Genomic DNA, 24215 nt, shown 5'->3' with positions numbered 1-24215 from the left:
TCATAATTAGTGTTGGAATTCCCAACTGTCAAACCTAAATAACTCATGTGGAGAACCTCCTTTGAATACGAAATAAACGTCTTGAACTCCTATTATCTTTTTCACCTCCACACTTTTGGTTACATAATTCGACCATTCACCCGTATAAGGAATTTGTAAATTTCCAATCAATTCACCATCTATCTTATTTAAGCGAATCTCTATCGTACCTCCATGGTATCGACTGGATGCTGTTGCTTTAAATTTTGTTGCGCCTTTTTCACCGAAATCTACTGCTCTCACTTTGATGTAGTCATTTTGATGAATTTCCCCTATCACTACTCCTCTATCCTTATCATCGTATGCGGTCACACCTTCAGCAAATGCTATTGTTTCTGCTTGCACCACTGTGTAAGGATTGAGCACACCTACAGCTTTAGTAATTCCTTTATCTGTCATTTTCAATAGCGGCATTTTACCATCTGGAAGATATTGGAATTCTTCAACCGCTACCGATCTTGCATAACTATGTCCGTTAGGTAGCGCGTCATTATGATAAAAAAAGTAAGATTTTCCTTTGTAATCAATGACGCCTGGATGATTGGTGTTACTACCCTTTTCCAATGGCATCGCTTCCCCTTGATAACTCCAAGGACCTTGAATATTTTTCGCTGTAGAATAGTGTAACGATTCCGGAAAACCAGAAGCATAATGCATATAATACACATCATTCCGTTTGTAAACCCAAGGTGCTTCCGTGAATCCAGGACCAAACACATCTTTATCTTTTGCATTTATAGCCTGAATTGGACTCGCTAAAGAAATCATATCGGGATTTAATTTAGCCCAATAACAAATGCCATTTCCCCAGAATAAATAAGCTTGTCCATCGTCATCGATGTAAACAGTTGGATCCAGATCATCCCAAGCATGCTTAGCCTGCGTTGTCATATCATTGGTCACAAGTGCTTTACCCAATGGATCTTTGAAAGGACCAGCTGGACTATCTGCAACTAAAACCCCAATGGATACACCTCCTTTGCCGGGCGTGTTATTCATTGTAGAAATATACCAATAGAATTTTCCATTGCATTCTATAACTTGAGCAGCACTGGCATCGCCAACCGACCAAGATATTTGAGAAGTACGTAATACTGCACCGCGATCTGTCCAATTCACCATATCTGTAGTTGAAAACAATCGATACTCACGCATGAGATAATGATTTTTCGGCGCTTCAGCTTCATCCCTTCCGACATAAAGAAACAATGTATCCTTATGTACGAGAGGGGCTGGATCGGCCGTATACATCGTTTGGACAATAGGGTTTTGAGCCTGCGATATTAAACCTAAGCACAATAAGACTAAAATTATATTCCAACGTAATACCTTCATTGGGCTACATTATTTCTCAAAAATCCAATGATCAAAGTTGTACAGCTCTCTACCTGCTGTTAGGTTTTCACCTTTGAAAGCAAAATAAACATCATGTTTTCCTGTCACTGGAGATTCTATGGTAGTGGATAAAGTTTTCCATTCATTCCATCCGCCTGTGCGAGGAACTTTCAATGTTGCTATTTTTGGTCCTCCAATACTATCCACATAGACTTCTACAATACCCGCACCTAATCCAGAAGCCATTGAGGCTTTAAAAGTTTTTGGTGAAGTATTACCAAAATCTACCTCTCTTACCTTTATGTATCCGCCAATTCGCGTATTCGTAACATATACTCCAACTTTATCGTCTTGTGTTGTTTTACACTTTTCTGCCCAAGCAATAGTCTCCGCTTCATTGCACACATAGGGATTGATCGTACCCACAGGAGAAACTCCTTCTTTGGAAATATTAATCAAAGGAATAGTTCCATCGGCATTGTACTTGAATTCTTCAATAGCGGATGAACGTCCATAACTGCCGCCTCCTGGCAACAAACCTGTATGATAAAACAGATACGATTTACCTTTATAATCAATTACGCCTCCATGATTAGTAAAACTGTTGGTGGGTTGATTCACCATAATACGACCTTGATATTTCCAAGGACCTGTTGGGCTATCACTAATTGAATAAGAAAGACATTCAGTTCCTTTTTCCATTCCTGCAAACATCTGATAATAAATACCATTCCGCTTGAAAAACCAAGGTCCTTCAATAAACATATCTTTATTAGGTTCTGCTGGAGGTTGTTGATTTTCACTTCCTCTAGGACGTCTTACACCGCCAAAAGATTCGATAGATTGGGGTACTTCTACTATATCTCCGGAATAAGAGATCATGTCTTCATTTAATTTGACATAATATAAAGTGCCATTTCCCCAATACATATAAGCCTGACCATCATCATCTACATATACTGTTGGATCAATATTTGACCAACTGCCGTTCATAATCAAGGGCTTACCAATTGCGTCCTTAAATGGACCTGTTGGACTATCGGATACAGCTACGCCTATTCCGACATTATTTTGATTCGTCTGTGCACAGATATACCAATAAAATTTTCCATTGCGCTCTACACATTGTGCTGCCCAGGCACGGTCTATAGCCCAAGAAAAATCTTCCAAAGCCAATGGCACACCATGATCTGTCCAATTAACCATGTCCGCAGAAGAGAATAACCTCCATTTGGTCATATAATAAAAATCATATCCTGGAATATCATCTCCAACGTACATATATACACGATCTTTGTACACCATTGGTGCTGGATCAGGTGTAAAACTGGTCTGTACAATAGGATTTTGAGCGAGCACATTTAGTGCAGCATAACCACATAAAAAAGCCGTTGCAATGCATTTTTTTATCATAACAGAAAACTATAATTGGTTACTTTATTTTTATTGGTCGATACGGAAATAATCAAAATCCGCATATCCACCTATATTTTTGGTTGCAAAATTAAACAAGCCAAAACGGTATCCCATAAAATGTGGAAGCGTATACGCCATTTTTAAAGTCGTGCCGATTGGTTTCCAATCTGAACCATCTAAACTATAGAAGAAATTTGCTACATCTTTTCTATTTGTAAAATCACATTCAGCTTTAAAATGAACTATATCTTGTTCAAAAGGAACTGTTGCTACCTCTTCAGGTGTTCCTGAAGACGCATTTACCATCACGATTGATTTTTTATTTCCCTCTACACGAACTCCTACTAAACCGTAGTTTTTCTGTAAAAGCGATAAGCCTGCAAAATCTCCATCTTTCATATTGGTTACCTCCAAAGATGTAGTACCTTCACAAGTAGGACCTATAGTACGTTGTGTCAATGTATTACGCGCTTGTAAGAAATCAGTGTCTAATCTTCCTGTTTTCAGACGTAGATACCCCGTACGTTCACTCAATGACCATAAATCATTTGCAGGATTATGATTCCATTGCCATACTAAAGGCAGATCAGGATCCCCCATATTTCTATTAAATTCATCTGAACTAACGATATAGGGAATTAAACTTTGATTTGCTGGTAAATCTAATTCCATAGGAACTTTTCCATCGATGCCCAATACTGGCCATCCATCCTTCCATTCCACCGGTACCAAAAATGGAATTCGACCTACCGCTCCATGATCTTGAAACAAATAAGCATACCATTTACCATTTGGCATATCAATAAGACCGCCTTGTGCCACCCCTTTATCTTGCAACACGACACGTCCTTCATATGGTCCCTCTAATTTGTCAGCTTTATGCACGATAACCGTACGCATGCCGCCTGGAGGCCAAGATATATTGAATAAATAATATTTGTCTTTTACTTTGAATAATTGCGAGCCTTCTGCCGGAAGTCCTCCTTGTTTTCCAGCAGGCATACTTACCGCTGTGGCATTCTCTATTAATACACGTTCGGTTTCTGGTTTGATACCAGACAAATCGGATTTTAATTCTACAATATTTATCTTTCCTCCACCCCAAATCATATACACTTTATCATTCTCAAAAAACAAGGTATGATCATGCAGTGATGGTGAAAATTCATGAACTTTCCAATCTCCTTTTTCAATATCTTTTGTGGTATAGATATAAGTTTTACCTGTAGTCTGCGCAAATGTGCTTACGTAATATGTTCCATTGTGATAACGAATACTACTGGCCCATGTGCCACGACCGTATGTGTTTTTTCCATTTTCAAGATTCAATACATCCATATCAGCTAATGAATGATGACAATAGCCTATCAATCGCCAATTCACTAAATCTTTGGATTTCATAATAGGCACTCCAGGATTCATATGCATAGTCGTACTACTCATGTAATAAGTGTCATTGACACGAATCATAGACATATCCGGTACATCAGCAAATATGATTGGGTTGGTGGCTTTCTGTCCTAAAATAATGCTACTGAAAAATAAGACGTAGACAAATAATATGCCCACTGCTTTAGCAAAGGTTCTCATCATAGAAAAGTATAAATGGTTACAATAAACGTCAATTTAACATTTATTTTCTAATGAATAATAATTCTAACCCCATTTTAACATTAATTGCTATATTTTATCAATATGTGCTATATGAGGCTAGAATTAAGGACTTATTTATCGAGTTGGTTTGGTAATTATATAAAGCGATTGATTAGGTTTTCAAGGTATTCTTGTCTACCTGAAATTAATTTTGGCTCACCATTTTGAACAGCATAATTTCTTAAATCTTCCAATGTTAAGCCGCCATTTTCAAAATCTGCTCCTGCTCCACTATCATAGCTTGCGTAGCGAGCAGCACGAATGCTATTGTAATCTGATTTTTGTAAAATATTATCAGCAATCACCAATGCACGAGCAAAATTGTCCATTCCACCGATGTGTGCATAAAACAAATCTGCAGGATCCGTTGAATTACGACGGATTTTGGCATCAAAATTTACACCTCCTCCTTGTAAGCCTCCACCTTCTAAAATAATCAACATGGATTCTGTCAATTCATTCAAGTCATTTGGAAATTGGTCTGTATCCCAACCATTTTGGTAATCACCACGGTTCGCATCGATAGACCCAAGTAAACCTGCGTCTACAGCTACTTGCAACTCATGTTGGAAAGTATGACCCGCTAAAGTCGCGTGATTCACTTCCAGGTTTAATTTGAAGTCATCTAACAAATCGTATTTGCGTAAGAAACCAATTACCGTAGCGGCATCGTAATCATATTGATGTTTCGAAGGCTCACATGGTTTTGGTTCGATAAAGAAAGTACCTGTAAATCCATTTTTACGTGCATAATCCTTTGCCATATGTAAGAAACGAGCCAAATGATCTTGCTCACGCTTCATATTTGTATTCAAAAGTGACATATACCCTTCACGTCCACCCCAGAACACATAATTTTGTCCACCTAATTTTATGGTCGCATCAATAGCTGCTTTTACCTGAGCACCAGCATGTGATACCACATGAAAATCCGGATTAGTAGAAGCACCATTCATATAACGATGGTGACTAAATAAATTTGCTGTTCCCCAAAGCAACTTAATTCCTGATTGTTGTTGTTTTTCTTGTGCGTAGGAAGTAATAATATCTAAATTCTTTTCATTCTCTACTACATTATCACTGTAATCAATTAAATCTACATCGTGAAAACAGTAATATGGAAGTCCCATTTTGGTCATAAACTCAAATGCTGCATCCATCTTATCTTTTGCTCTATCCACTACATCCGAACGCACATCCCAAGGGAAAAACTGCGTACGTCCGCCAAAAGGATCGGAACCATTGCCATTAAATGAATGCCAATAGGCACAAGCAAACTTAAAATGTTCAGCCATAGTCTTTCCTGCAACTACGCGATTGGCATCATACCAACGAAAAGCTAACGGATTATCGGATTCTACACCTTCATATTTGATCTGACCAATGTTTTTGAAATACTCTTGATTTCCTAATAAAATTTCCATTTTCTCTTATTTTGTTAGTTTTTTAATTAAGCTATTTTTCCATTTATCGTACAACTCATCATACAATGTGACATGTGATGGCTCTACAGTTGCGTGTTTTTCTAATCCTGCAAATGCTTCACTGCGCGACTTAAAGATTTTTGCACCTAGCCCTGCGCCTAATGCTGCACCGACACTACCATCATTATCATAAAGTTCTACCGGCGTATTTGTGACGCCTGCAAAAGACTGTTGAAATATTGGGCTCAAAAACATATTAGCATGTCCCGCTTTGATAACTTTAGGTTCAATACCATTTTGTCTTAAAATATCTAAACCATATCTGAAGGAGAATGCAATCCCTTCTTGTGCCGCTCGCCATAAGTGAGCTGTACTATGACGAACAAAGTCAATATTCTCCATATGTCCCAGTACCATTTTGTTGTTGAGCATACGCTCAGCGCCATTACCAAAAGGCAAAATGATTAGTCCGTCAGCACCTATAGAAATATCCGCAGCCAGTTGATTCATTTGCATGTAATCATAGGATGACGCCGTTGTTTTCTTGATCCAACTATTTTGAATTCCCGTACCATTGATACACAGCAAAACACCCAAATTTGGCTTTTCATTTTCGTGTGTGACATGTGCGAATGTGTTTACCCGAGATTCTTTGTCATAGACTAATTGATCTGTAACCGCGTAAATCACGCCTGAAGTCCCAGCTGTCGCAGCCACTTCTCCAGCTTCAAAAACATTCAAAGACAGGGCATTATTAGGCTGATCACCTGCTTTATAACTCACGAAAGCTTCTGTGGAAAGTCCCAATTCTTCTGCCACCTCAGCTTTTACTTTCCCATAATTTCCAAACACTGGTAAAATCTCAGGTACTAAATCAGAAGAAATACCATAATGATTAAGTAAGGTATCTGATATATCTTTTTTCTTAAAATCCCATAGAATACCTTCCGAAATGGAGCTGATATTAGAATTAATTTCACCTGTAAAACACATGCTCAGGAAATCTCCTGGAAGCATAAATTTGTGTACCATCTCATAAGTTTCGGGTTCAAATTGTTTTACCCAAGCTAATTTTGATGCTGTGAAATTCCCTGGCGAATTGAGGTGAGCATCCAAAAATCCTGTCGGGCTTAATTCTGAAAATGCAGCATTTCCAATTTCTACCGCGCGGCTATCACACCAAATAATAGAATTGCGCAAGGGTTGGTGATCTTTATCAACCACTACAAGTCCATGCATTTGGTAAGCAATTCCTATTGCGCCGATATTTTTAGGATTATACAAACCTAAACTATTCAACTTTTGAATAGCCAATCTTGTATAATTCCACCAGGTCGATGGATCTTGCTCAGCCCAACCCGGCTGTTCTGAAAGGATCGCAGCTTCTGTCTCCGGATATTGAGTCGAAGCTATCTTTTTATTTGTCTGCGCATCGATGACCGAGACTTTAATAGAGGACGTACCTAAATCTATTCCGAGTAATAACATATTTTTTCCTTCGAATACTTACTTAACGATTGTAAATGAATAGGATTTACCTGCAACAGTAGGGATATCGTATTCATATATTTTTTTCAAATCAGATCCTTTTATCTGTGCTTGTGGTGATACCAACGGTTTTGGCACCTCTATACGATTATTTAAAATATTAGGATTAGTACCATGTGCTTCTTTCAATCCTTTTCCAGTCAAAGGTACATGAGAACGAAGACGCAGGTTTCCACCTATCTTAGAAAGGACTTTTACAGTTTGCACCTTACTATCCGACCATTGCATGTCAATTTCGAATCCTCCCCGTGCCATTAAACCTTTTACCGACCCTTTCTTCCATGCATCTGGTAATGCAGGCAAAAGATGTACTGCATTGTCATGACTTTGAACAAGCATTTCAGCTACACCCGCAGTCAATCCAAAATTTCCATCAATTTGGAATGGCGGATGAGCCGTAAACATATTCGGATACGTACGACCATTTCGGTTTTCTCTATCTGCTAATGTTAGCATATTATTAATGATCTTATACGCACGATTTCCATCCAATAATCTCGCCCACAAATTAACTTTCCATCCAATGGACCATCCTGTCGCAAAATCACCTCGATATACTAATGAATTCCGCGCTGCTTCAAAAAGTTCGGGCGTAGTATAAGCCGATATTTGGTTACTTGGATATAAGCCATACAAATGTGATACATGTCGATGTTCATTTTTGGGGTCATCTACATCTTCTAACCATTCTTGCAGTTGCGTATATTTACCGACTTGCATCGGCGGAATACGCTTAGCCATGGCTAATAATTTTTCACGGTAAGCGATATCTTCATTTAATATTTCATTAGCAATAGTTGTACGCGTCAACATATCGTAGACAAGTTGATTATCCATGGTTACACCTGCAGACATCGGTCCCTGTTCTGGAGAAATAGAAGGTGACAAGACCATCCATCCTTTATCCGTATGTTTAGGATGAGGTATTAATGTCGAAAGAAGGAAGTCGCTAGCACTTTTTAGAATTGGATATACTTCTTTTAAATATTTTTTATCCCCATTGTAGAGATAATGTTCCCAAACATGCTGTGCCAACCAAGTACCGCCCGTTGGCCACATTCCTGCTGCCGCAAAATCTATGGGACTTGTTACGCGCCAAATATCTGTATTGTGGTGAGCTACCCAACCTTCTGCATTATATAATACTTTGGCTGTTTCTTTGCCCGATTCGGAAAGTTCTTTCGTCATCTGAATCAAAGGCTTGTGCGTTTCCGAAAGATTGGTTACTTCAGCGGGCCAATAATTCATTTCTGTGTTAATATTAATCGTGTACTTACTATCCCACGGAGGTGTTAGTGAATTATTCCAAATTCCCTGCAAATTAGCTGGCTGACCACCTGGCTGAGAAGAACAAATCAACAGATAACGTCCATATTGAGTTAAAAGCGTGACTAAAGCTGGATCTTGTGTTTGCTGAAATTGTCTGATTCTTTCGGTTGTAGAGATTGTAGAAGATTCGTTATGTTTTCCTAAATCCAATTGAAAACGACCAAATTGTGCATAGTATAATTTAGAATGCTTAGCTAACGATTCTTCGAATTTAGCAGCTTTTGCCTTATTCAATTTTTCCAAAGCTTTCTTATATCCATCCGCTGAGACAGACTTATAATTAGTAAAGTTTGTTCCAATGGAAATATAGACTACAGCCGTACTTGCATTTTTTACTTGAATTTTGGAGTCGTCTATTACAACCGTACCATCTACATTTTTAACCGAACTCAACGTATGATAGACTATCTCACCTTTGATACCTTCATGATCACTGCCTTTACCTTGCAAAACCAAAGCATTATCCTTCGCATAAATAGAATGTTGTGCTGGATTTTTATAAGACAGCTCAAAATTTAGAGCTCCCTTTTTGCTCGCTGATATTTTCATTACAATCACATCATCCGAAAAAGAAGAAATCACTTCTCTGGTGTATGTAACACCATCTACTACATATCGGGTCGTTGCTTTTGCTTGCTCAATATCCAACTCGCGATAGTAATTTTGAAAATTTTTATGATCTTCAAAATTCAATAACACACCGCCTGCAGTCTGATAAGGCATACCATGTGTTTTGGTAAAAAATGTCTCATTGATCAATTTATCTGCTTCCGGAGATTTACCTTCAAACACCAATTGTTGAATATTCTTCAGATTCGATCCACCTTTCGGATTATCATTGCGATAAGGACCACCGCCCCATATAGTTTCTTCGTTGAGCTGTAATTCTTCTTTGTCAGGTATACCATACACCATAGCGCCCAAACGGCCATTACCAATAGGTAACGCTTGTTCCCAGACTCTAGCGTCTGCTGGCGTATCGTATTGTAGCTTCAAACTTCCTTTATCTTTAGTCTGAGCATGTAGATAAAAAGAAGATATAAGTCCTAAAAAAAAATAAATACTAAGGATCGGCTGTCTCATAACTTGGTTTATTTGGTATATCCTAAAGAGTCTAATAAAATTAATTTATTTAAATAACTCTTGAGAAAATTTATAAATATTATTTCTCCATACTGGCCAAGTATGACCACCTGGATATTCAGAATAAGTGTACTTTATGCCTAACTCATCAAATTTAGACATCATTATCTGACAATTATTATATGCAATATCTTCATTGCCACCCATAGATATCCAGAATGATTTTATGTTTCTGTTGATTTCGTCTTTATGTTCTTTCATGAAAGCATATTGAGGATCGGTTAATTCTTTTTGATTGGCAAACCATCCTGAACTAAAAACGCCTAAAGCTGAGAATAATTGTGAATCCTTCACACCTGCATATAATGTTTGTATACCGCCCATAGATAACCCCGCTAAAGCTGTGTTTTCGCGACCCGTTTTCACCTTATAATTTGAAGTAATAAAAGGCATCAAAACTTCTTTCAACTCACGATCAAAAACCTTCAAAGGAGCTTCAGAAAATGCGCCACCACCGCCAGGTACAGTCATATTTCCATCCATCATGACAATAACCATAGGTTTTGCTTTACCCTCTGCAATCAGGTTGTCCATGATTAAATCAGTTTTTCCCTGATTCACCCACCCCGTTTCGTCCTCGCCTCCACCGTGTAATAAGTATAAAACAGGATAACTTTCTGCGGATTTGTCATATCCTGCAGGGACATAAATGTAGCATTGACGCCATTCACGCAATACAGGAGAAAAATAACGCTTAATGCGTACCTCACCATGCGGAACTTGTTTAAGAGCATAATAATCACCTCCTGCAAATGGAATTTCTATGCCACTAGCCATCCTTCCCATTCCATAATAGGTTTTGCTTGCAGGATCAGCGATAGCCATACCATCTACTAAAAGTGAATAATAATGAATTCCTTCACCGATGGAATCTGTTACGACAGTCCAATTACCATTTGCATCCTTTGTCATATCATACTTTTTTCCAAGATCCACTTGAAGCTTATTCACTTCGGGTGCATGGATTTGAAAATGTACTTTACTATTTGGTAAAACTTGGGGATACTTTGCTCTTCTCACATTAGTTTCTGGCGTAAATCCTATAGGACTCAGATCGTTTAGTTTGCTGTAGTCTACATCCTTAAACAACAATTGTGAGATCATATACAGATCATTCTTCCAAACCTTGAAATCATGACCTCCTGGCTCCAGGTAAAATACGTGCGGAACATTATTTTGTTTCAAATAATCGCTTACACGTCTACTATTTCCAATCAAACCATCCTGATCACCACAAGAAATCCATAGTAATTTGAGTTTTTTCTTCGCTTCTTCTGGATTTGATAACAATTGTTTTCCTTGACGCGTGTTAGGAGCTGAAGAAAAACCACCTACCCATCCAAAATGATCTAAATTGCCCAACCCGAAGTTCAAAGATTGCCCACCTCCCATAGAAAGACCAAAAATTGCTCTGCTAGATTGCTCTTTTTTGACAGGAAATTTCTTCTCAATAAAAGGTATCAAATCGTTTAACAAATCCTTTTCGAAAGTTGCAAAAGCCTCGACTTTGTCTGGCGCCATAATATTTCCTGTAGCGCGGTCATCTTTCATCGCACGCCCATTGGGCATTACCACAATCATAGGCTCTAATTTTCCTTCAGCGTACAGATTATCAAGGATAATGTGGGGTACACCACCATTAAACCACTCTTTCTCGTCACCACCGATACCATGCAATAGATACAGCACAGGATATTTTTTGGATTTAGAAAATCCAGGTGGCGTATATACTAATGCACGTCTATTCGTCCCTACTGTTTTGGAAGAATAGGTTATCGTATCGATCTTTCCATATGCAGTAAGCTCCTTCTTCACGTCGAAACCCGAAGGGGCTACTTTGCCATGCTGAGCGAAACCATTGGACACAAACATCCAAACAAGTCCCATTAAGAGAATTTTTTTGAGCATGATGTATTATTTATAATTGGTTATGATTAAATAATTCTAATCGTTTTTATTTTTTTCGGCTCATGACACGTTGTACCGCTTGAACAATATGTTCTGCGTCCAAACCATATTTCTGCATCAATTCCGCAGGTGTCCCAGATTCACCAAAACTATCATCTACTGCTACATATTCTTGGGGTACCAAATAATTTTTAACAAGAACCTGCGCCACACTATCTCCCAAGCCTCCTAAGCGGTTATGTTCTTCTGCTGTCACCACACACCCTGTCTTTTTAACAGATGCCAAAATAGCTTCTTCATCCAGAGGTTTTATTGTATGAATATTAATGATTTCAGCATTAATTCCCATTTCCTCCAATTTTTCTCCTGCTTGAATTGCTTCCCAAACTAAATGTCCCGTAGCAATAATTGTCACATCTGTACCTTCGTTTAATAAAACTGCCTTTCCTATTTCAAAAGTTTGGTCTACGGGTGTAAAATTTGGCACTACAGGGCGGCCAAAACGTAAATATACTGGACCATGATATTTTGCTACGGCAATAGTTGCGGCTTTAGTTTGATTAAAATCACAAGGATTGATTACCGTCATTCCAGGCAACATTTTCATCAATCCGATATCTTCTAATATTTGATGTGTGGCACCATCTTCACCCAAAGTCAAACCTGCGTGTGATGCCGCTATTTTTACATTTTTGTCGGAGTAAGCAATAGACTGTCTGATTTGATCATACACACGTCCTGTAGAAAAATTTGCAAATGTACCTGTAAAAGGAATTTTTCCTCCTATAGTCAAACCAGCTGCTATACCCATCATATTAGCTTCCGCAATACCAATCTGAAAAAATCTTTCTGGGAAAGCATTGATAAAATCCTGCATTTTCAAAGAACCTACCAAATCTGCACATAAGGCTACCACACGCTCATCTTGCTTTCCTGCTTCCAGCAGCCCTGCACCAAAACCTGATCTTGTATCTTTTGATTCTGTATATGTATATTTTTTCATGTTTATATTTAGATGTGAGACTTTTGATGTGATATATCCTCTTTGGAACGATTCCTTTATCTAATATCTCCTGTCTAATAATCTTCTTAATAGTCTCCTAAAGTCTCTGGATTTTGTTTCAAAGCTTCAGCTAACTGATCGTTATTGGGTGCTACACCATGCCATTTGTGCGATCCCATCATGAAATCAACGCCGTGTCCCATTTCGGTATTCAACAAAATAATAACAGGTTGATTTTGATTGGATAAAGATTTGGCCAAATGAAGTCCTTCCAATACTGAAGGAATATGGTTTCCTTTTAATACCTCAATAACTTTCCATCCAAAAGCTTCCCATTTTGCTTTAAGATTCCCCAAGGATAACACATCTTTCGTTGCGCCATCAATTTGAGCACCATTGTAGTCAATGACAGCAATAAGGTTATCCATTTTATTATGAGGAGCATACAAAGCAGCCTCCCAGACTTGTCCTTCTTGCAATTCTCCATCACCCATTAAGACAAAGACATGCTTATTATCACCATTTAGTTTTTTAGCTTGTGCTGCACCTATCGCTACAGATAAACCCTGACCTAAAGATCCTGAGGCAATACGCACACCAGGTAATCCTTCATGCGTAGTAGGATGACCTTGCAAACGAGAATTTAGCTTCCTGAAAGTCGCTAATTCAGCGACATCAAAGTATCCAGCTCTTGCTAAGACACTATAGAAAACTGGTGAAATGTGACCATTGGAAAGAAAGAAAAGATCTTCGCCTATCCCATCTATATCAAATTGGTCATTGCGTTGCATGATTTCAAAATAAAGACAGACTAATAATTCTGTACAGCCAAGCGAACCTCCTGGATGTCCAGACTGACAAGAATGAACCATACGTACAATATCACGGCGTACTTGAGTACAGATTGCCTCCAAATTGTGTACACTATTTCTAGTCATGACCATTTTAATTAGAGTTTAATTGTGATACTTTTCGATGATCTTCTAAAAATTGGGCTAACCCCGAATCTGTCAATGGATGTTTTAACAAAGACACAATTGCAGAAATAGGTCCTGTCATGACATCAGCACCAATTTTTGCACATCCTAAAATATGTGCGCTATGACGTACCGAAGCCGCTAAAATTTGCGTCTCATATCCATAATTGTCGTAGATTTCTCTAATCTCGGCTATAAGATCTAGTCCATTCACTGAGATATCATCTAATCTTCCAATAAAAGGAGAAACATATGTAGCACCTGCTTTCGCGGCTAACAATGCCTGTCCAGCTGAAAAAACTAATGTGCAGTTTGTTTTGATTCCTTTAGAACTAAAATATTTGATGGCTTTAATGCCATCCTTTATTATCGGAACTTTAACTACGATTCGCGGATGCAATGCGGCTAACTTTTCGCCTTCTGCTATCATTTCAGGGTAAGTCGTCGAAATCACTTCTGCACTCACATCACCATCCACAATAGCACAAATAGCCTTATAATGATCAATAACATTTTGCTCTCCGCTAATTCCTTCTTTAGCCATCAAAGAGGGATTGGTAGTCACACCATCCAGCACTCCCAAATCTTGCGCTTCTTGTATTTGCTGCAAATTCGCCGTATCAATAAAAAATTTCATGTCTTAAAATAGATAAGTAATTTATCTTGGTTTATAATTGTTTCTCACTAGTAATAAGACAAATGTATAGGATTCAACGGGCAAGGGATGAAACATATAAAAAAAATAAGGGTAAAAATGTCTAAAACATCTGTTTATAACACTTATACCCTTATTTTTTTCACTATGAATAAATTCTACACTTTATCCTTTTTAGTCGAGTGAATATATTCCGACGGTGTCATTTGATATTTAGCTTTGAAAACCTTTGTAAAATAATTAGGATTCGCAAAACCCGTCTCATAGGCGATTTCCGAAATGGTCTTATCACTACGTTCTAACAGATTTGCAGCTTTTTCCAGTTTCACCGATCGAATAAAATCTACCGGAGACATGCCTGTGTATTCCAACAATCTATTGTACAAGGAAGCGCGACTGATACAAAGATGTGCACTCAATGCCTCAACCGAAAGCTGTGGATTATCCATATTCTCATATACATAATTCAATACATTTTGTAAGAATTTATCCTTTTCCGATACTACAGCTACTTCAGGCACTGCAATAGAAACTTGTTTGCTATATACATCCTTAAACGCTTGATTAAGAATCATCAAACTGTTGACTTTCGCCAAAAGAACATTGATATCGAAGGGTTTAGTTATATAATCCACCGCACCAGATTCTAAACCACACACCAAGCCATTTTCCACCTTGGAAGCTGTCATCAATACGATTGGAATATGCTTTGTACGCTTATCTTGTGCCATTTTTTGTGCTAATTCCATTCCGTTCATTATAGGCATCTGCACATCGCAAATCACGATATCAGGGTGATGGAACAATGATTTTTGCCAGCCTTCTTTTCCGTTGACAGCTTCGAAAACCTTATAATTTTCTGCTAAAATTTCCCGCAAATAATCTCGAAAGTCATCATCATCTTCCACGATTAAAAGAGAAGGTTTATTTCGAGCATCCGCATCATAGGTCTCTTGCTCTACCAAAATTTCATCTACTTCTTCGACCAAAGGTTCTTCGGCATAATTTAAAAGGAGATCAAAATAAAACACACTTCCTTTTCCTACTTCGCTATCTACTTGTATTTTGCCCTCATACATTTTGACAAAGGATTCTGCTATTGATAAGCCAATTCCCGAACCTTGATTCAGCACTTTTCCAGCCGTATCGTGTTGGAAAAAACTTTCGAAAATAGATTCTCGTGCCTCCGCAGGAATACCTATTCCTGTATCCCGAACCTCGAAAGAGACTTTTATTTTGTTGTTGTCCTGATAATCCGCAGAAACTATACTTACAGCAATATCACCACCCTTTGGCGTAAATTTGAAAGCATTGGAAATTAAATTAAACAGAATACGTTCAATCTTGTCTTCATCAAATGAGGAATAAAGTTTTTCTTGACAGCTATAGAACGAATAATCTATTCCTTTCTGAAGAGCCATATCATTGAAAGATTGGAATACTTCTTTCACCGCAGCGACAAGATCACCTTCGGAATTTTGAAGTTTAAGCTCATGCTCTTCCATTTTGCGGAAATCCAAAAGTTGGTTCACCAAATTCAGCAAACGACGTGCATTTCGTTTTACCAAATCCAATTGGGTGCGAGCATGAATATCTTGAATTTGATTAATCAAAGTCTCAATAGGCCCCACAATTAAAGAAATTGGTGTACGGAATTCATGACTCAAATTCGTCAAGAACTTGATTTTCATTTGATCCAACTTATGCAAAGTCTCTGCTTCGCGTTTTTGTTGTTCTATTAATTGTTTAGCTTGAATACGTTCTTGTTCTAAAGCAAATTTTTGTTTTAAATTTTGAATACCACGGTGTCGGATATACAATAAGGTTCCCGCAGCCATCATGAGGTAAAAAATATACGCGTAGATGGTCATCCAAAATGGAGGATTTACGATAACATGAATTCTTGTTATATTTTCGCTCCACACACCATCATTATTACTCGCGCGCACTTCAAAGGTATACTCTCCTGGGTCCAAATTCGTATAATAAGCACTCAATTCCTTATCAACTTGAATCCAGTTTTTATCGAATCCCACCAAACGATATTCGTAGGCGTTATCTTCTGGCACAGTAAGATTCAAAGCTGCAAAAGAAATAGAAAAATTTTGTTTGTACTTCAAATTAATTTGTTCAGAAGTTTGCAGAGTGCTTTGGATTGGTCCATTTTCGGATGGTAATACAATCTTATTATCAATCTTTAGGTCGGTTAAAACTACGTTTGCAGGGTTCTGATTGATTTTTAAATTTTTAGGATAAAAATGATTAAATCCATTCTGTCCTCCAAAAAATATCTCACCATCAGAAGTCTTGATTCCAGCTCCTAACATAAAAGCGCCTTGCTGCAGACCAGCGGATTGCGTATAATTTTTGAAAGACTTGTTTGCAGGATCGTAACAGCTTAACCCTCTGTTGGTACTAAACCAAATTTTCCCATTATCTGCTTCTATGATACTTTGTATCACGCCATTAATCAGTCCATCCTTTTCGGAAATAACCTGAAATTTGTTAGCACCTTTTGGAAGTACCCCAATGCCATTTCCATTAGTTCCTACATAAGCGGTACCTTTGTTATCAATATGGATGGATAGAATATAATTGCTTGGCAAGCCGCTATTTTCGCGGTCATAAAACACCGTCTTTTTAGTCTTTGGATTATACACCGAGACACCTGATCCATATGAACCAATCCACATATTATTATCCAAATCCTCTTTCAATACACGGATAAAATTATTAGGTGGCTCAATATCAATATGTTCATTGCGTCCCTGAACCATATATTTTTTGATCGTTCCGTCCTGTGTATTCAGAATATTTATGCCCCCGCCATTGGTGCCAGCCCACAAATTACCTGCGTGATCCTTGGTAAGACAAAACACCTCATCGTTGTTTAGGTCATTCACTCCTTCACCTGCGCGGTATTTTTTCAATGATTTTGACGTAAAATTATATTCCAATATTCCTTTTTGGTAAGTACCAATCCAAACCTTATCGTTCTTTCCTTCTAAAGCTAGAACTGTATAGTTATTAATGTTTTCTGGAAGAGAAAGAGGCGATAGTTTGTCCAGATTACGTTCATAAATGTAAACGCCTCCTCCATCAACACCTAACAGTACATCCTCTTTGTGCTGCAAAAAGGAAGTTATCATATTAGTACTTTCTCCTCTTCGCTCAAATAAGTTAATACCCTTTAACCCAAATTGACTTAAATTAGTATCATACTTATTTAGACCTCCTTGATAAGTTCCAACCCAATATATACCAAACTGATCCGCATAAATGCTACGAATAGATTTATGGCTCAAGCTATGAATATTAGAAATATCAGGTTTGAATCGTTGAATAGTAAGATCTTTGGGATTCAAAATGTCTAAGCCGTTGTCCGTTCCTACCCATACACCTCCTTTACTATCATTCCCTAGCGCATATACTTTATTACTGCTCAATTTGGATGGAGCAAAGTGATCAAAGTCTTTAAATTCCTTCCCCTTATGTTCCAAAAAGTATAATCCATAAGAAGACCCTGCCCAAATTCTTTTTTGTTCATCCTCAGTAATAGAACTAATTTCAATTCCATTGTGGATTTTTGAAGGAATTTTAAACTCTATGATATGTTGAAAATCTTTTGAAATTTTGTACACATTACCAATGGAAGAAATCCACATCTGCCCTTCCTTATCTTTATAAATGTACCGTGTAAATCGCTCCAAGAAAAAACTGATAACCTTATTGTAAGAAGCATCGGGCATCTTATTAATATCTTTCGCATTGATTACACTAATATTGCCATAGGAGCTTACCCATATATTACCATTGTAATCCGTAGTAAGTGATGTAATTGCGGCACTCATCCAGCGATCATCTGGAGTTTTTTCGTATGCAAAAATTTTATCTAGTTTTCTGTCATAATAACTAAGTCCTCCCCCCGTAGTAGCAATCCAAATTCTACCTTGCTGATCTTCGCACAACGAAGTAATGTGATTAGATTTTAATCCTTGCTCATTATTAGCATCATAGCGATAGACTTTATAGGTACGTCCATCATAACGATTCAGTCCATCTTCCGTACCAATCCATAAAAATCCGTAGGTATCTCGATATATAGTATAAATGGTATTAGATGATAGTCCATCTTTCGAATAATACCTTTGGAAAGACACAGGCAATTCTTGCCCAAATAAAGGCACAATAAAAAATGTAACTATAAAAAATAATATATATCTCCTCATCTTCTGTTTATAAAAGGTAGCTGTATTGGTTATCACATGTGATCGCACATGGTAAATGTATTCTAAGATATTAAATAAAAAATTGCAAACGAATAATACTCCCTCAAAAACATAATTTTAGCTTATCGATTAAACATTCTTATCCGTCATTTTGACATTCTTGCTAGCTCCCGAATAGCCCCACAAGTAACTTTGATATACAATTATAAACCGAAAATCGGAAAACAAATTAATTAACTTAACCAGCTGCAATGAATCTGCGCCTGTAAGTTTTTATGCCTAAAAACTAAACCGTGTTATGAGAACAAATTATGTGAAAAACTTAGACAGTAGCTAAGGGAATTTTGTAATGATTAGTGAAAAATAGATTTCAAGCTAATCATAGATAATTGACCAATTATCATCGACCTATTCCAAAAAATAACCAATTAAATTTCAAACATAAATGCTATGATGATAAAATTTACTATCAGGTTCATATGGCATTGGAAAAAAATATGGGGATTATCATTACCCTATGTATTTTTTCTGCTTTTCACGATCTGTAACGTTTTAATTCTTAATGCACAACCAAGTCGTACTGTGCAAGGAATTGTTAGAACTGAGAATAATGAAGCTTTAGAAGGAGTTTCTATTAGAGTGAAAGGTGCCAATACGGTGACCACTACCAAAGCTGGAGGATTATTTACGATAACCCTTCCGCAAGGCAAAAATACATTAAACATCTCAATGGTAGGATATCGACCATTAGAATACAAAGTTGAAAATCAATCCACTATCGAGATTTTTCTACAAGAATCAGCTATTGATATCGAAGAAACTGTCGTTGTGGGATATGGTGCGCAGAAAAAAGAAAGTGTGGTAGGCGCTATCACACAGACCACTGGCGAAGTATTAGAACGTACAGGTGGTGTTACTAATCTTGGTATGGCCTTAACAGGAAATTTGCCCGGACTTGTGACCACAACTTCCACGGGTATGCCTGGAGGTGAAGATCCACAAATACTTATTCGCGCGCAAACATCTTGGAACAATAGCTCTCCACTTATTCTTGTAGACGGAATCGAACGTCCTATTGGAACTATCGATATTGGTTCTATCGAAAGTATATCGGTACTAAAAGATGCTTCTGCAACAGCCGTTTTCGGGGTAAAAGGTGCTAACGGTGTAATATTAATTAAAACCAAAGAAGGATCATTAGGAAAAGCAACCATTCGTGGAAGAGTAAATTCTACAGCCAAGGTTCCTTCAAAACTTCCTGAAAAATACGATTCGTATGATGCTTTATCTTTACGTAATCGTGTAGTGGAGAATGAATTAATGATATTACCAACCTCTTGGTCACACATCAGACCTGAAGAAATATTATTAAAATACCGCTACCCGCTCAATGATGAGGAATGGGATAGATATCCAAACACCGATTGGGAAAAAGAATTATTTCGCGAATATGCAACCTCATATGGGGCGAATGTCAATGTACAAGGTGGTAGTGATATTGTAAAATACTTTGCTTCTGTAGATTACGTGGGCGAAGGTGATTTATTCAAGACTTTTGAGAATAACAGAGGATATAAATCCAATTTTAGATACGACAGGTTAAATGTTCGTAGTAACCTTGATTTTACCCTTTCGAAAACAACAAAACTTTCTACCAAATTATTTGGCTCTAATGGCGTAAGACAATATCCATTTGGCGTTGGCGGAAATGATGGAAGATTCTGGACTTCGGTTTATAGAACTGCTCCAGATGCGATGCGTCCAATCTATTCTGATGGAACGTGGGGATATTATCCACAACGTGATTATGATGTACCAAACTCCATGTACATCTTAGCATTCTCAGGCGCCGAAAAAAGTACTCAAACACAGTTAACAACAGATTTCACCTTAAATCAGGATTTAAAAGTTCTTGTACCAGGTTTGACTTTTAGAGCTAATTATTCTATCGACAACTCTTTTAGAGAAAATGGTCGTGGGGTAACGGATCCTAATCAACCTGTAAAGAAATGGATAGATCCGGATTCAGGAAATATAATATTTGATCCAATCGATTTATCGACAAATATGGACCAAATGGATATGATTCGATGGAGTAATCAAAGTGGTTCAGTGGACAAAGGTGCGACTTATAGACGTATCAACTATTCAGGTCAATTAAATTATGCGACCTCCATTGATAAGCATAATATCAGTGCTACAGGAGTATTTCTTCGTGAAAAATATGCACGCGGAAGCGAGTTTGCACATTATCGTGAAGACTGGGTTTTCCGTACTGTTTACGATTATGACAGACGCTATTTATTCGAAGCAAACGGAGCATACAACGGTTCTGAAAAATTTGGACCAGATTATAGATTTGACTTCTTCCCTTCATTTGCAGCTGGATGGGTAATCACGAATGAAAAATTCATGGAGAACGTTAAATTTATCAAAAACCTTAAACTACGCGCTTCTTGGGGTAAAATTGGTGATGATAGCGGGGGTGGTCGCTGGTTATATAATGACCAATGGGCTTTTGGTGGTAATACCCAAATGGGAAGTCCATTACAAAATACACCATATACCTTCTATCGCATTAGTACTTTGGGTAACCCTTATATTTCATGGGAAAAAGTCGAAAAGAAAAATTTTGGTATTGAATACTCATTATTCAATGGGTTGATATCAGGTGATTTAGACTTCTTCAAAGATCTGAGAACTGATATCTTAATTTCGGGTGGCTCGCGAGCCGTTCCATCTTATTTTGGTCAGTCTGCCCCTATCGCCAATTTGGGCAGTGTAGAAGGTAAAGGATACGAAATTACATTAAATCTGAATCATCGTTTTGCATCAGGCTGGCGCGTTTGGGCGAACACCAGTATGACCTATGCAAAAAATACAATTTTGTTTAGAGATGATCCTGCATTATTGCCTGACTATCAAAAGCAACAAGGCACACAGCTGGGACAGTACAGAGCATATTTAAATCATGGCTTTCTGGAGTCATGGGATGATATCTATGGAAGTACAACACGTACTTCTAATGATAACATGAAGCTGGCTGGAGATTATAATATCATAGATTTTAATGCAGATGGTATAATTGACCGTTTTGACTCTACACCTTATGAGTATTCTGGATCTCCAAGAAATACATATAATGCAAGTATTGGTACAGAATACAAAGGCCTTTCATTCTTCTTACAATTCTATGCAGTGAATAATGTGACACGTGAGGTTACATTTCCTACATTCAACACGTATTCTGGCTCCAATGTAGCCTACGTAGAAGGTACATATTGGACAAAAGAAAATGGTGGTGGACAAGTACCATTGCCAAGATACTCATCGGCTATTCCTTTTGGCGGTGAAGGTACACGATACCTATACGATGGATCATATGTACGACTTAAGAATGCAGAGTTAGCTTACACGTTTAAAGGTCAAACCATTAATAGACTTGGGTTAAATGCATGTAGACTCTATTTGAATGGAAACAATTTGCTTCTGTGGACGAAGATGCCTGATGACAGGGAATCTAATTTCGCGGCTGGTTCGTCTGGAGGAGCTTATCCAACAGTAAGACGTTACAACATAGGTCTAGATATTACCTTTTAAAACATGTTAATTATGAAGAATTATATAAAAAAGTTAGTTTTTCCCTTTTTGATTGTTTCGATAATCTTAGGAATAACTTCTTGTAAAAAATATTTAGATAAATCCCCATTAGCAGATATTGACGAAACACAAGCTTTTGAAAGTTATAGAAATTTTCAGGGTTTCGTCGAAGAACTTTACAATTGTGTGCCCTTGGTAACAGCTATTGGTTCTCACAATAACTGGAATTTTGGGGAAGATGAACTATGGGAAATGGGCGATAACCGCTTATTTGCTTATAACGTAGATCATGGTGATTACTGGGCATGGAACACGGCAATATTTGGATCATGGTTCAAAACAGGAGGAAATCCAACAAGTAACAACAGAGGTGATAAAGGAAACTTGTGGGGATTATCTTGGTATGGAATCCGCAAAGCTAATATCGGATTAGCGAACCTGGATTTATTACTTGAAGCGACTCCAGAAGAGAAAAAATTGATTGAAGGTCAATTGTACTTTTTTAGAGGCTGGTTTCATTTTATGCTGATGCAATATTGGGGAGGTTTACCTTATATTGATGTTGCCTTATCACCAGCAGAGCCACCAAGAGTGCAACGCTTAAATTATCAAGAAACAGCTGAAAAAGTAGCCGAAGATTTACGTAAAGCCGCTGATTTATTGCCTGTGGATTGGGATCAAATTGCAGCAGGAGCTGCTACCAGAGGAAATAATGATCGCAGAGCGAACAAAATTATGGCATTAACTTTCTTAGGCAAAAACCTGTTATACGCGGGAAGTCCATTGATGAATGAAGAATCAACCGGTAGCCGTACCTATAATGCTGACTTCTGTAAAAGAGCTGCTGAAGCGCTTGGTGAGGCATTACAAATTTGTGAATCAACAGGAAGATATTCCTTAATACCGTTTGAACATTATTCTAAAATTTTCTACACGTTCGCACAAAATGGAGCTATTCCAGGTGCTATAAGTGTACAGGAAGGTGGTACAGAAAAAAGATACCGCGAAGCTATTATGCTTGAAAATCATGCGGAATCAAATGGTCGTTTCAGATGGAATCAATCTACGGATTACCGTCCTTATACCATTATAGCCAGAGGTATAAAAGCCTATCCTACGGCCAACTATGTAGATAATTACGGCATGGCCAATGGTTTACCGATCAATATGACCAACCCATCTCAACCTGATGCGGAGTCTGGTTATGATCCAAACTTTCCTTGGAAAGACAGAGATCCTAGATTTTATCACGACATCATGATAGATGGGGAGAAAGTCGTTAACAATGGTAGCTACGTAGGTAACGACCACAGAAGACAATATGCAAGTTTGCATACTCAAGGTCTCTTCCGAACCGACCCGGGTAATACACATAGAGCTCCTATTACAGGTTATATGCTCGCTAAATATATCTCACGCCTATCCAACGATTGGGAAGGATATATGGACAACAACGTCATGTATTTAAGTTTCATGAGATTAGCGGATGTGTATTTGATGTATGCAGAGGCAGCTTCAGAAGGTTATAATTCTCCTACAGGTAAATCATCGAATTACAACAAGACTGCTGTAGATGCTGTCAATATCATACGTGATAGACCGGGATTAAATGTAGGTCATGTAGCACCCAAATTCTTAGCCTCACAAGATGCTTTCCGTTCGGAATACAGAAGAGAAAGAGCAGTAGAACTTTCTTTCGAAGGACATCGTTTCAATGATCTTCGACGTTGGCTTTTATTAACTGAAAAACCTTACGTGTACAAAATGGGGATTCATTTTGATAGAGGTATGCCAGATCAGCAAGTGTACGCAGACCCAAGAAACGCTCGAGTACTGAATTACAGACAGTATACAATCTTCGAAAGAAAATATGAAAAAAGACACTACTGGTTTCCATTCATAGTATCTGATGTAAATATTTACGAAGGTTTTTCACAGAATCCTGGTTGGTAAAAT

13 protein-coding genes are annotated in these 24215 nt (G+C 37.8%); 2 read left to right on the top strand and 11 right to left on the bottom strand.

All coding sequences use genetic code 11. The annotated features are described in order from the left end of the window. Positions 1–6: 6 nt before the first annotated feature. The 11 genes from H8B04_RS00700 to H8B04_RS00650 form a co-directional block, all read right to left on the bottom strand. Positions 7–1374, bottom strand: coding sequence for a glycoside hydrolase family 43 protein (locus H8B04_RS00700; protein WP_190301128.1), 1368 nt, complete (start codon positions 1372–1374; stop codon positions 7–9). Positions 1375–1383: 9 nt separating this feature from the next. Further along, the gene (locus tag H8B04_RS00695; protein ID WP_190301127.1) at positions 1384–2787 is read right to left on the bottom strand and encodes a glycoside hydrolase family 43 protein; all 1404 of its coding nucleotides are present in this window, start codon (positions 2785–2787) and stop codon (positions 1384–1386) included. 30 nt (positions 2788–2817) lie between these two features. Beyond that, positions 2818–4383, bottom strand: a complete 1566-nt coding sequence (locus H8B04_RS00690; RefSeq protein WP_223815185.1) for a glycoside hydrolase family 43 protein — start codon at positions 4381–4383, stop codon at positions 2818–2820. 155 nt (positions 4384–4538) lie between these two features. Then, positions 4539–5867, bottom strand: a complete 1329-nt coding sequence (xylA, locus tag H8B04_RS00685; RefSeq protein ID WP_190301126.1) for a xylose isomerase — start codon at positions 5865–5867, stop codon at positions 4539–4541. A 6-nt stretch (positions 5868–5873) separates the two neighbouring features. Then, positions 5874–7355 carry a xylulokinase gene (locus H8B04_RS00680; protein WP_190301125.1) on the bottom strand — a complete coding sequence of 494 codons (1482 nt, stop codon included), beginning with the start codon at positions 7353–7355 and terminating at the stop codon, positions 5874–5876. An 18-nt stretch (positions 7356–7373) separates the two neighbouring features. Next, positions 7374–9827 (bottom strand): glycoside hydrolase family 95 protein, encoded by a 2454-nt coding sequence (locus H8B04_RS00675; RefSeq protein WP_190301124.1) that lies wholly within the window; start codon positions 9825–9827, stop codon positions 7374–7376. Between the two features lie 45 nt (positions 9828–9872). Further along, positions 9873–11795, bottom strand: a complete 1923-nt coding sequence (locus H8B04_RS00670) for an alpha/beta hydrolase-fold protein (RefSeq protein WP_190301123.1) — start codon at positions 11793–11795, stop codon at positions 9873–9875. Between the two features lie 46 nt (positions 11796–11841). Next, entirely contained in the window at positions 11842–12798 is a 957-nt protein-coding gene (locus H8B04_RS00665) for a transketolase family protein (protein WP_165289932.1), read from the bottom strand. 86 nt (positions 12799–12884) lie between these two features. Continuing rightward, on the bottom strand, positions 12885–13736 hold the full coding sequence (locus H8B04_RS00660; protein WP_165289931.1) for a transketolase: 852 nt from the start codon (positions 13734–13736) through the stop codon (positions 12885–12887). Positions 13737–13743: 7 nt separating this feature from the next. Further along, positions 13744–14412, bottom strand: coding sequence for a fructose-6-phosphate aldolase (gene fsa / locus H8B04_RS00655; protein WP_165289930.1), 669 nt, complete (start codon positions 14410–14412; stop codon positions 13744–13746). Positions 14413–14588: 176 nt separating this feature from the next. Further along, positions 14589–18617: a hybrid sensor histidine kinase/response regulator transcription factor gene (locus tag H8B04_RS00650; RefSeq protein WP_190301122.1), complete on the bottom strand. Its 4029-nt coding sequence runs from the start codon at positions 18615–18617 to the stop codon at positions 14589–14591. 492 nt (positions 18618–19109) lie between these two features. Here H8B04_RS00650 and H8B04_RS00645 point away from each other — a divergent pair, with 492 nt between their 5' ends. Further along, positions 19110–22259, top strand: a complete 3150-nt coding sequence (locus tag H8B04_RS00645; protein ID WP_223815183.1) for a SusC/RagA family TonB-linked outer membrane protein — start codon at positions 19110–19112, stop codon at positions 22257–22259. A gap of 12 nt (positions 22260–22271) precedes the next feature. Further along, the gene (locus tag H8B04_RS00640) at positions 22272–24212 is read left to right on the top strand and encodes a RagB/SusD family nutrient uptake outer membrane protein (RefSeq protein WP_165289928.1); all 1941 of its coding nucleotides are present in this window, start codon (positions 22272–22274) and stop codon (positions 24210–24212) included. The last annotated feature ends 3 nt before the right edge of the window (positions 24213–24215 follow it).

This window comes from Sphingobacterium litopenaei, assembly GCF_014692495.1.
GTDB classification, from domain to species: domain Bacteria; phylum Bacteroidota; class Bacteroidia; order Sphingobacteriales; family Sphingobacteriaceae; genus Sphingobacterium; species Sphingobacterium litopenaei.
The sequence above is the reverse complement of the archived record's forward strand: the minus strand, read 5'-3'. Positions and strand labels throughout refer to the sequence as shown.

Bases quoted from the DNA above. Each gene is read 5' to 3' on its own strand.
- H8B04_RS00680 (WP_190301125.1), bottom strand. From the start codon at position 7,355: ATGTTATTACTCGGAATAGATTTAGGTACGTCCTCTATTAAAGTCTCG.
- H8B04_RS00690 (WP_223815185.1), bottom strand. From the start codon at position 4,383: ATGATGAGAACCTTTGCTAAAGCAGTGGGCATATTATTTGTCTACGTC.
- H8B04_RS00665 (WP_165289932.1), bottom strand. From the start codon at position 12,798: ATGAAAAAATATACATATACAGAATCAAAAGATACAAGATCAGGTTTT.
- fsa (WP_165289930.1), bottom strand. From the start codon at position 14,412: ATGAAATTTTTTATTGATACGGCGAATTTGCAGCAAATACAAGAAGCG.
- H8B04_RS00695 (WP_190301127.1), bottom strand. From the start codon at position 2,787: ATGATAAAAAAATGCATTGCAACGGCTTTTTTATGTGGTTATGCTGCA.
- H8B04_RS00675 (WP_190301124.1), bottom strand. From the start codon at position 9,827: ATGAGACAGCCGATCCTTAGTATTTATTTTTTTTTAGGACTTATATCT.
- H8B04_RS00700 (WP_190301128.1), bottom strand. From the start codon at position 1,374: ATGAAGGTATTACGTTGGAATATAATTTTAGTCTTATTGTGCTTAGGT.
- H8B04_RS00670 (WP_190301123.1), bottom strand. From the start codon at position 11,795: ATGCTCAAAAAAATTCTCTTAATGGGACTTGTTTGGATGTTTGTGTCC.
- H8B04_RS00645 (WP_223815183.1), top strand. From the start codon at position 19,110: ATGATGATAAAATTTACTATCAGGTTCATATGGCATTGGAAAAAAATA.
- H8B04_RS00660 (WP_165289931.1), bottom strand. From the start codon at position 13,736: ATGACTAGAAATAGTGTACACAATTTGGAGGCAATCTGTACTCAAGTA.
- H8B04_RS00640 (WP_165289928.1), top strand. From the start codon at position 22,272: ATGAAGAATTATATAAAAAAGTTAGTTTTTCCCTTTTTGATTGTTTCG.
- xylA (WP_190301126.1), bottom strand. From the start codon at position 5,867: ATGGAAATTTTATTAGGAAATCAAGAGTATTTCAAAAACATTGGTCAG.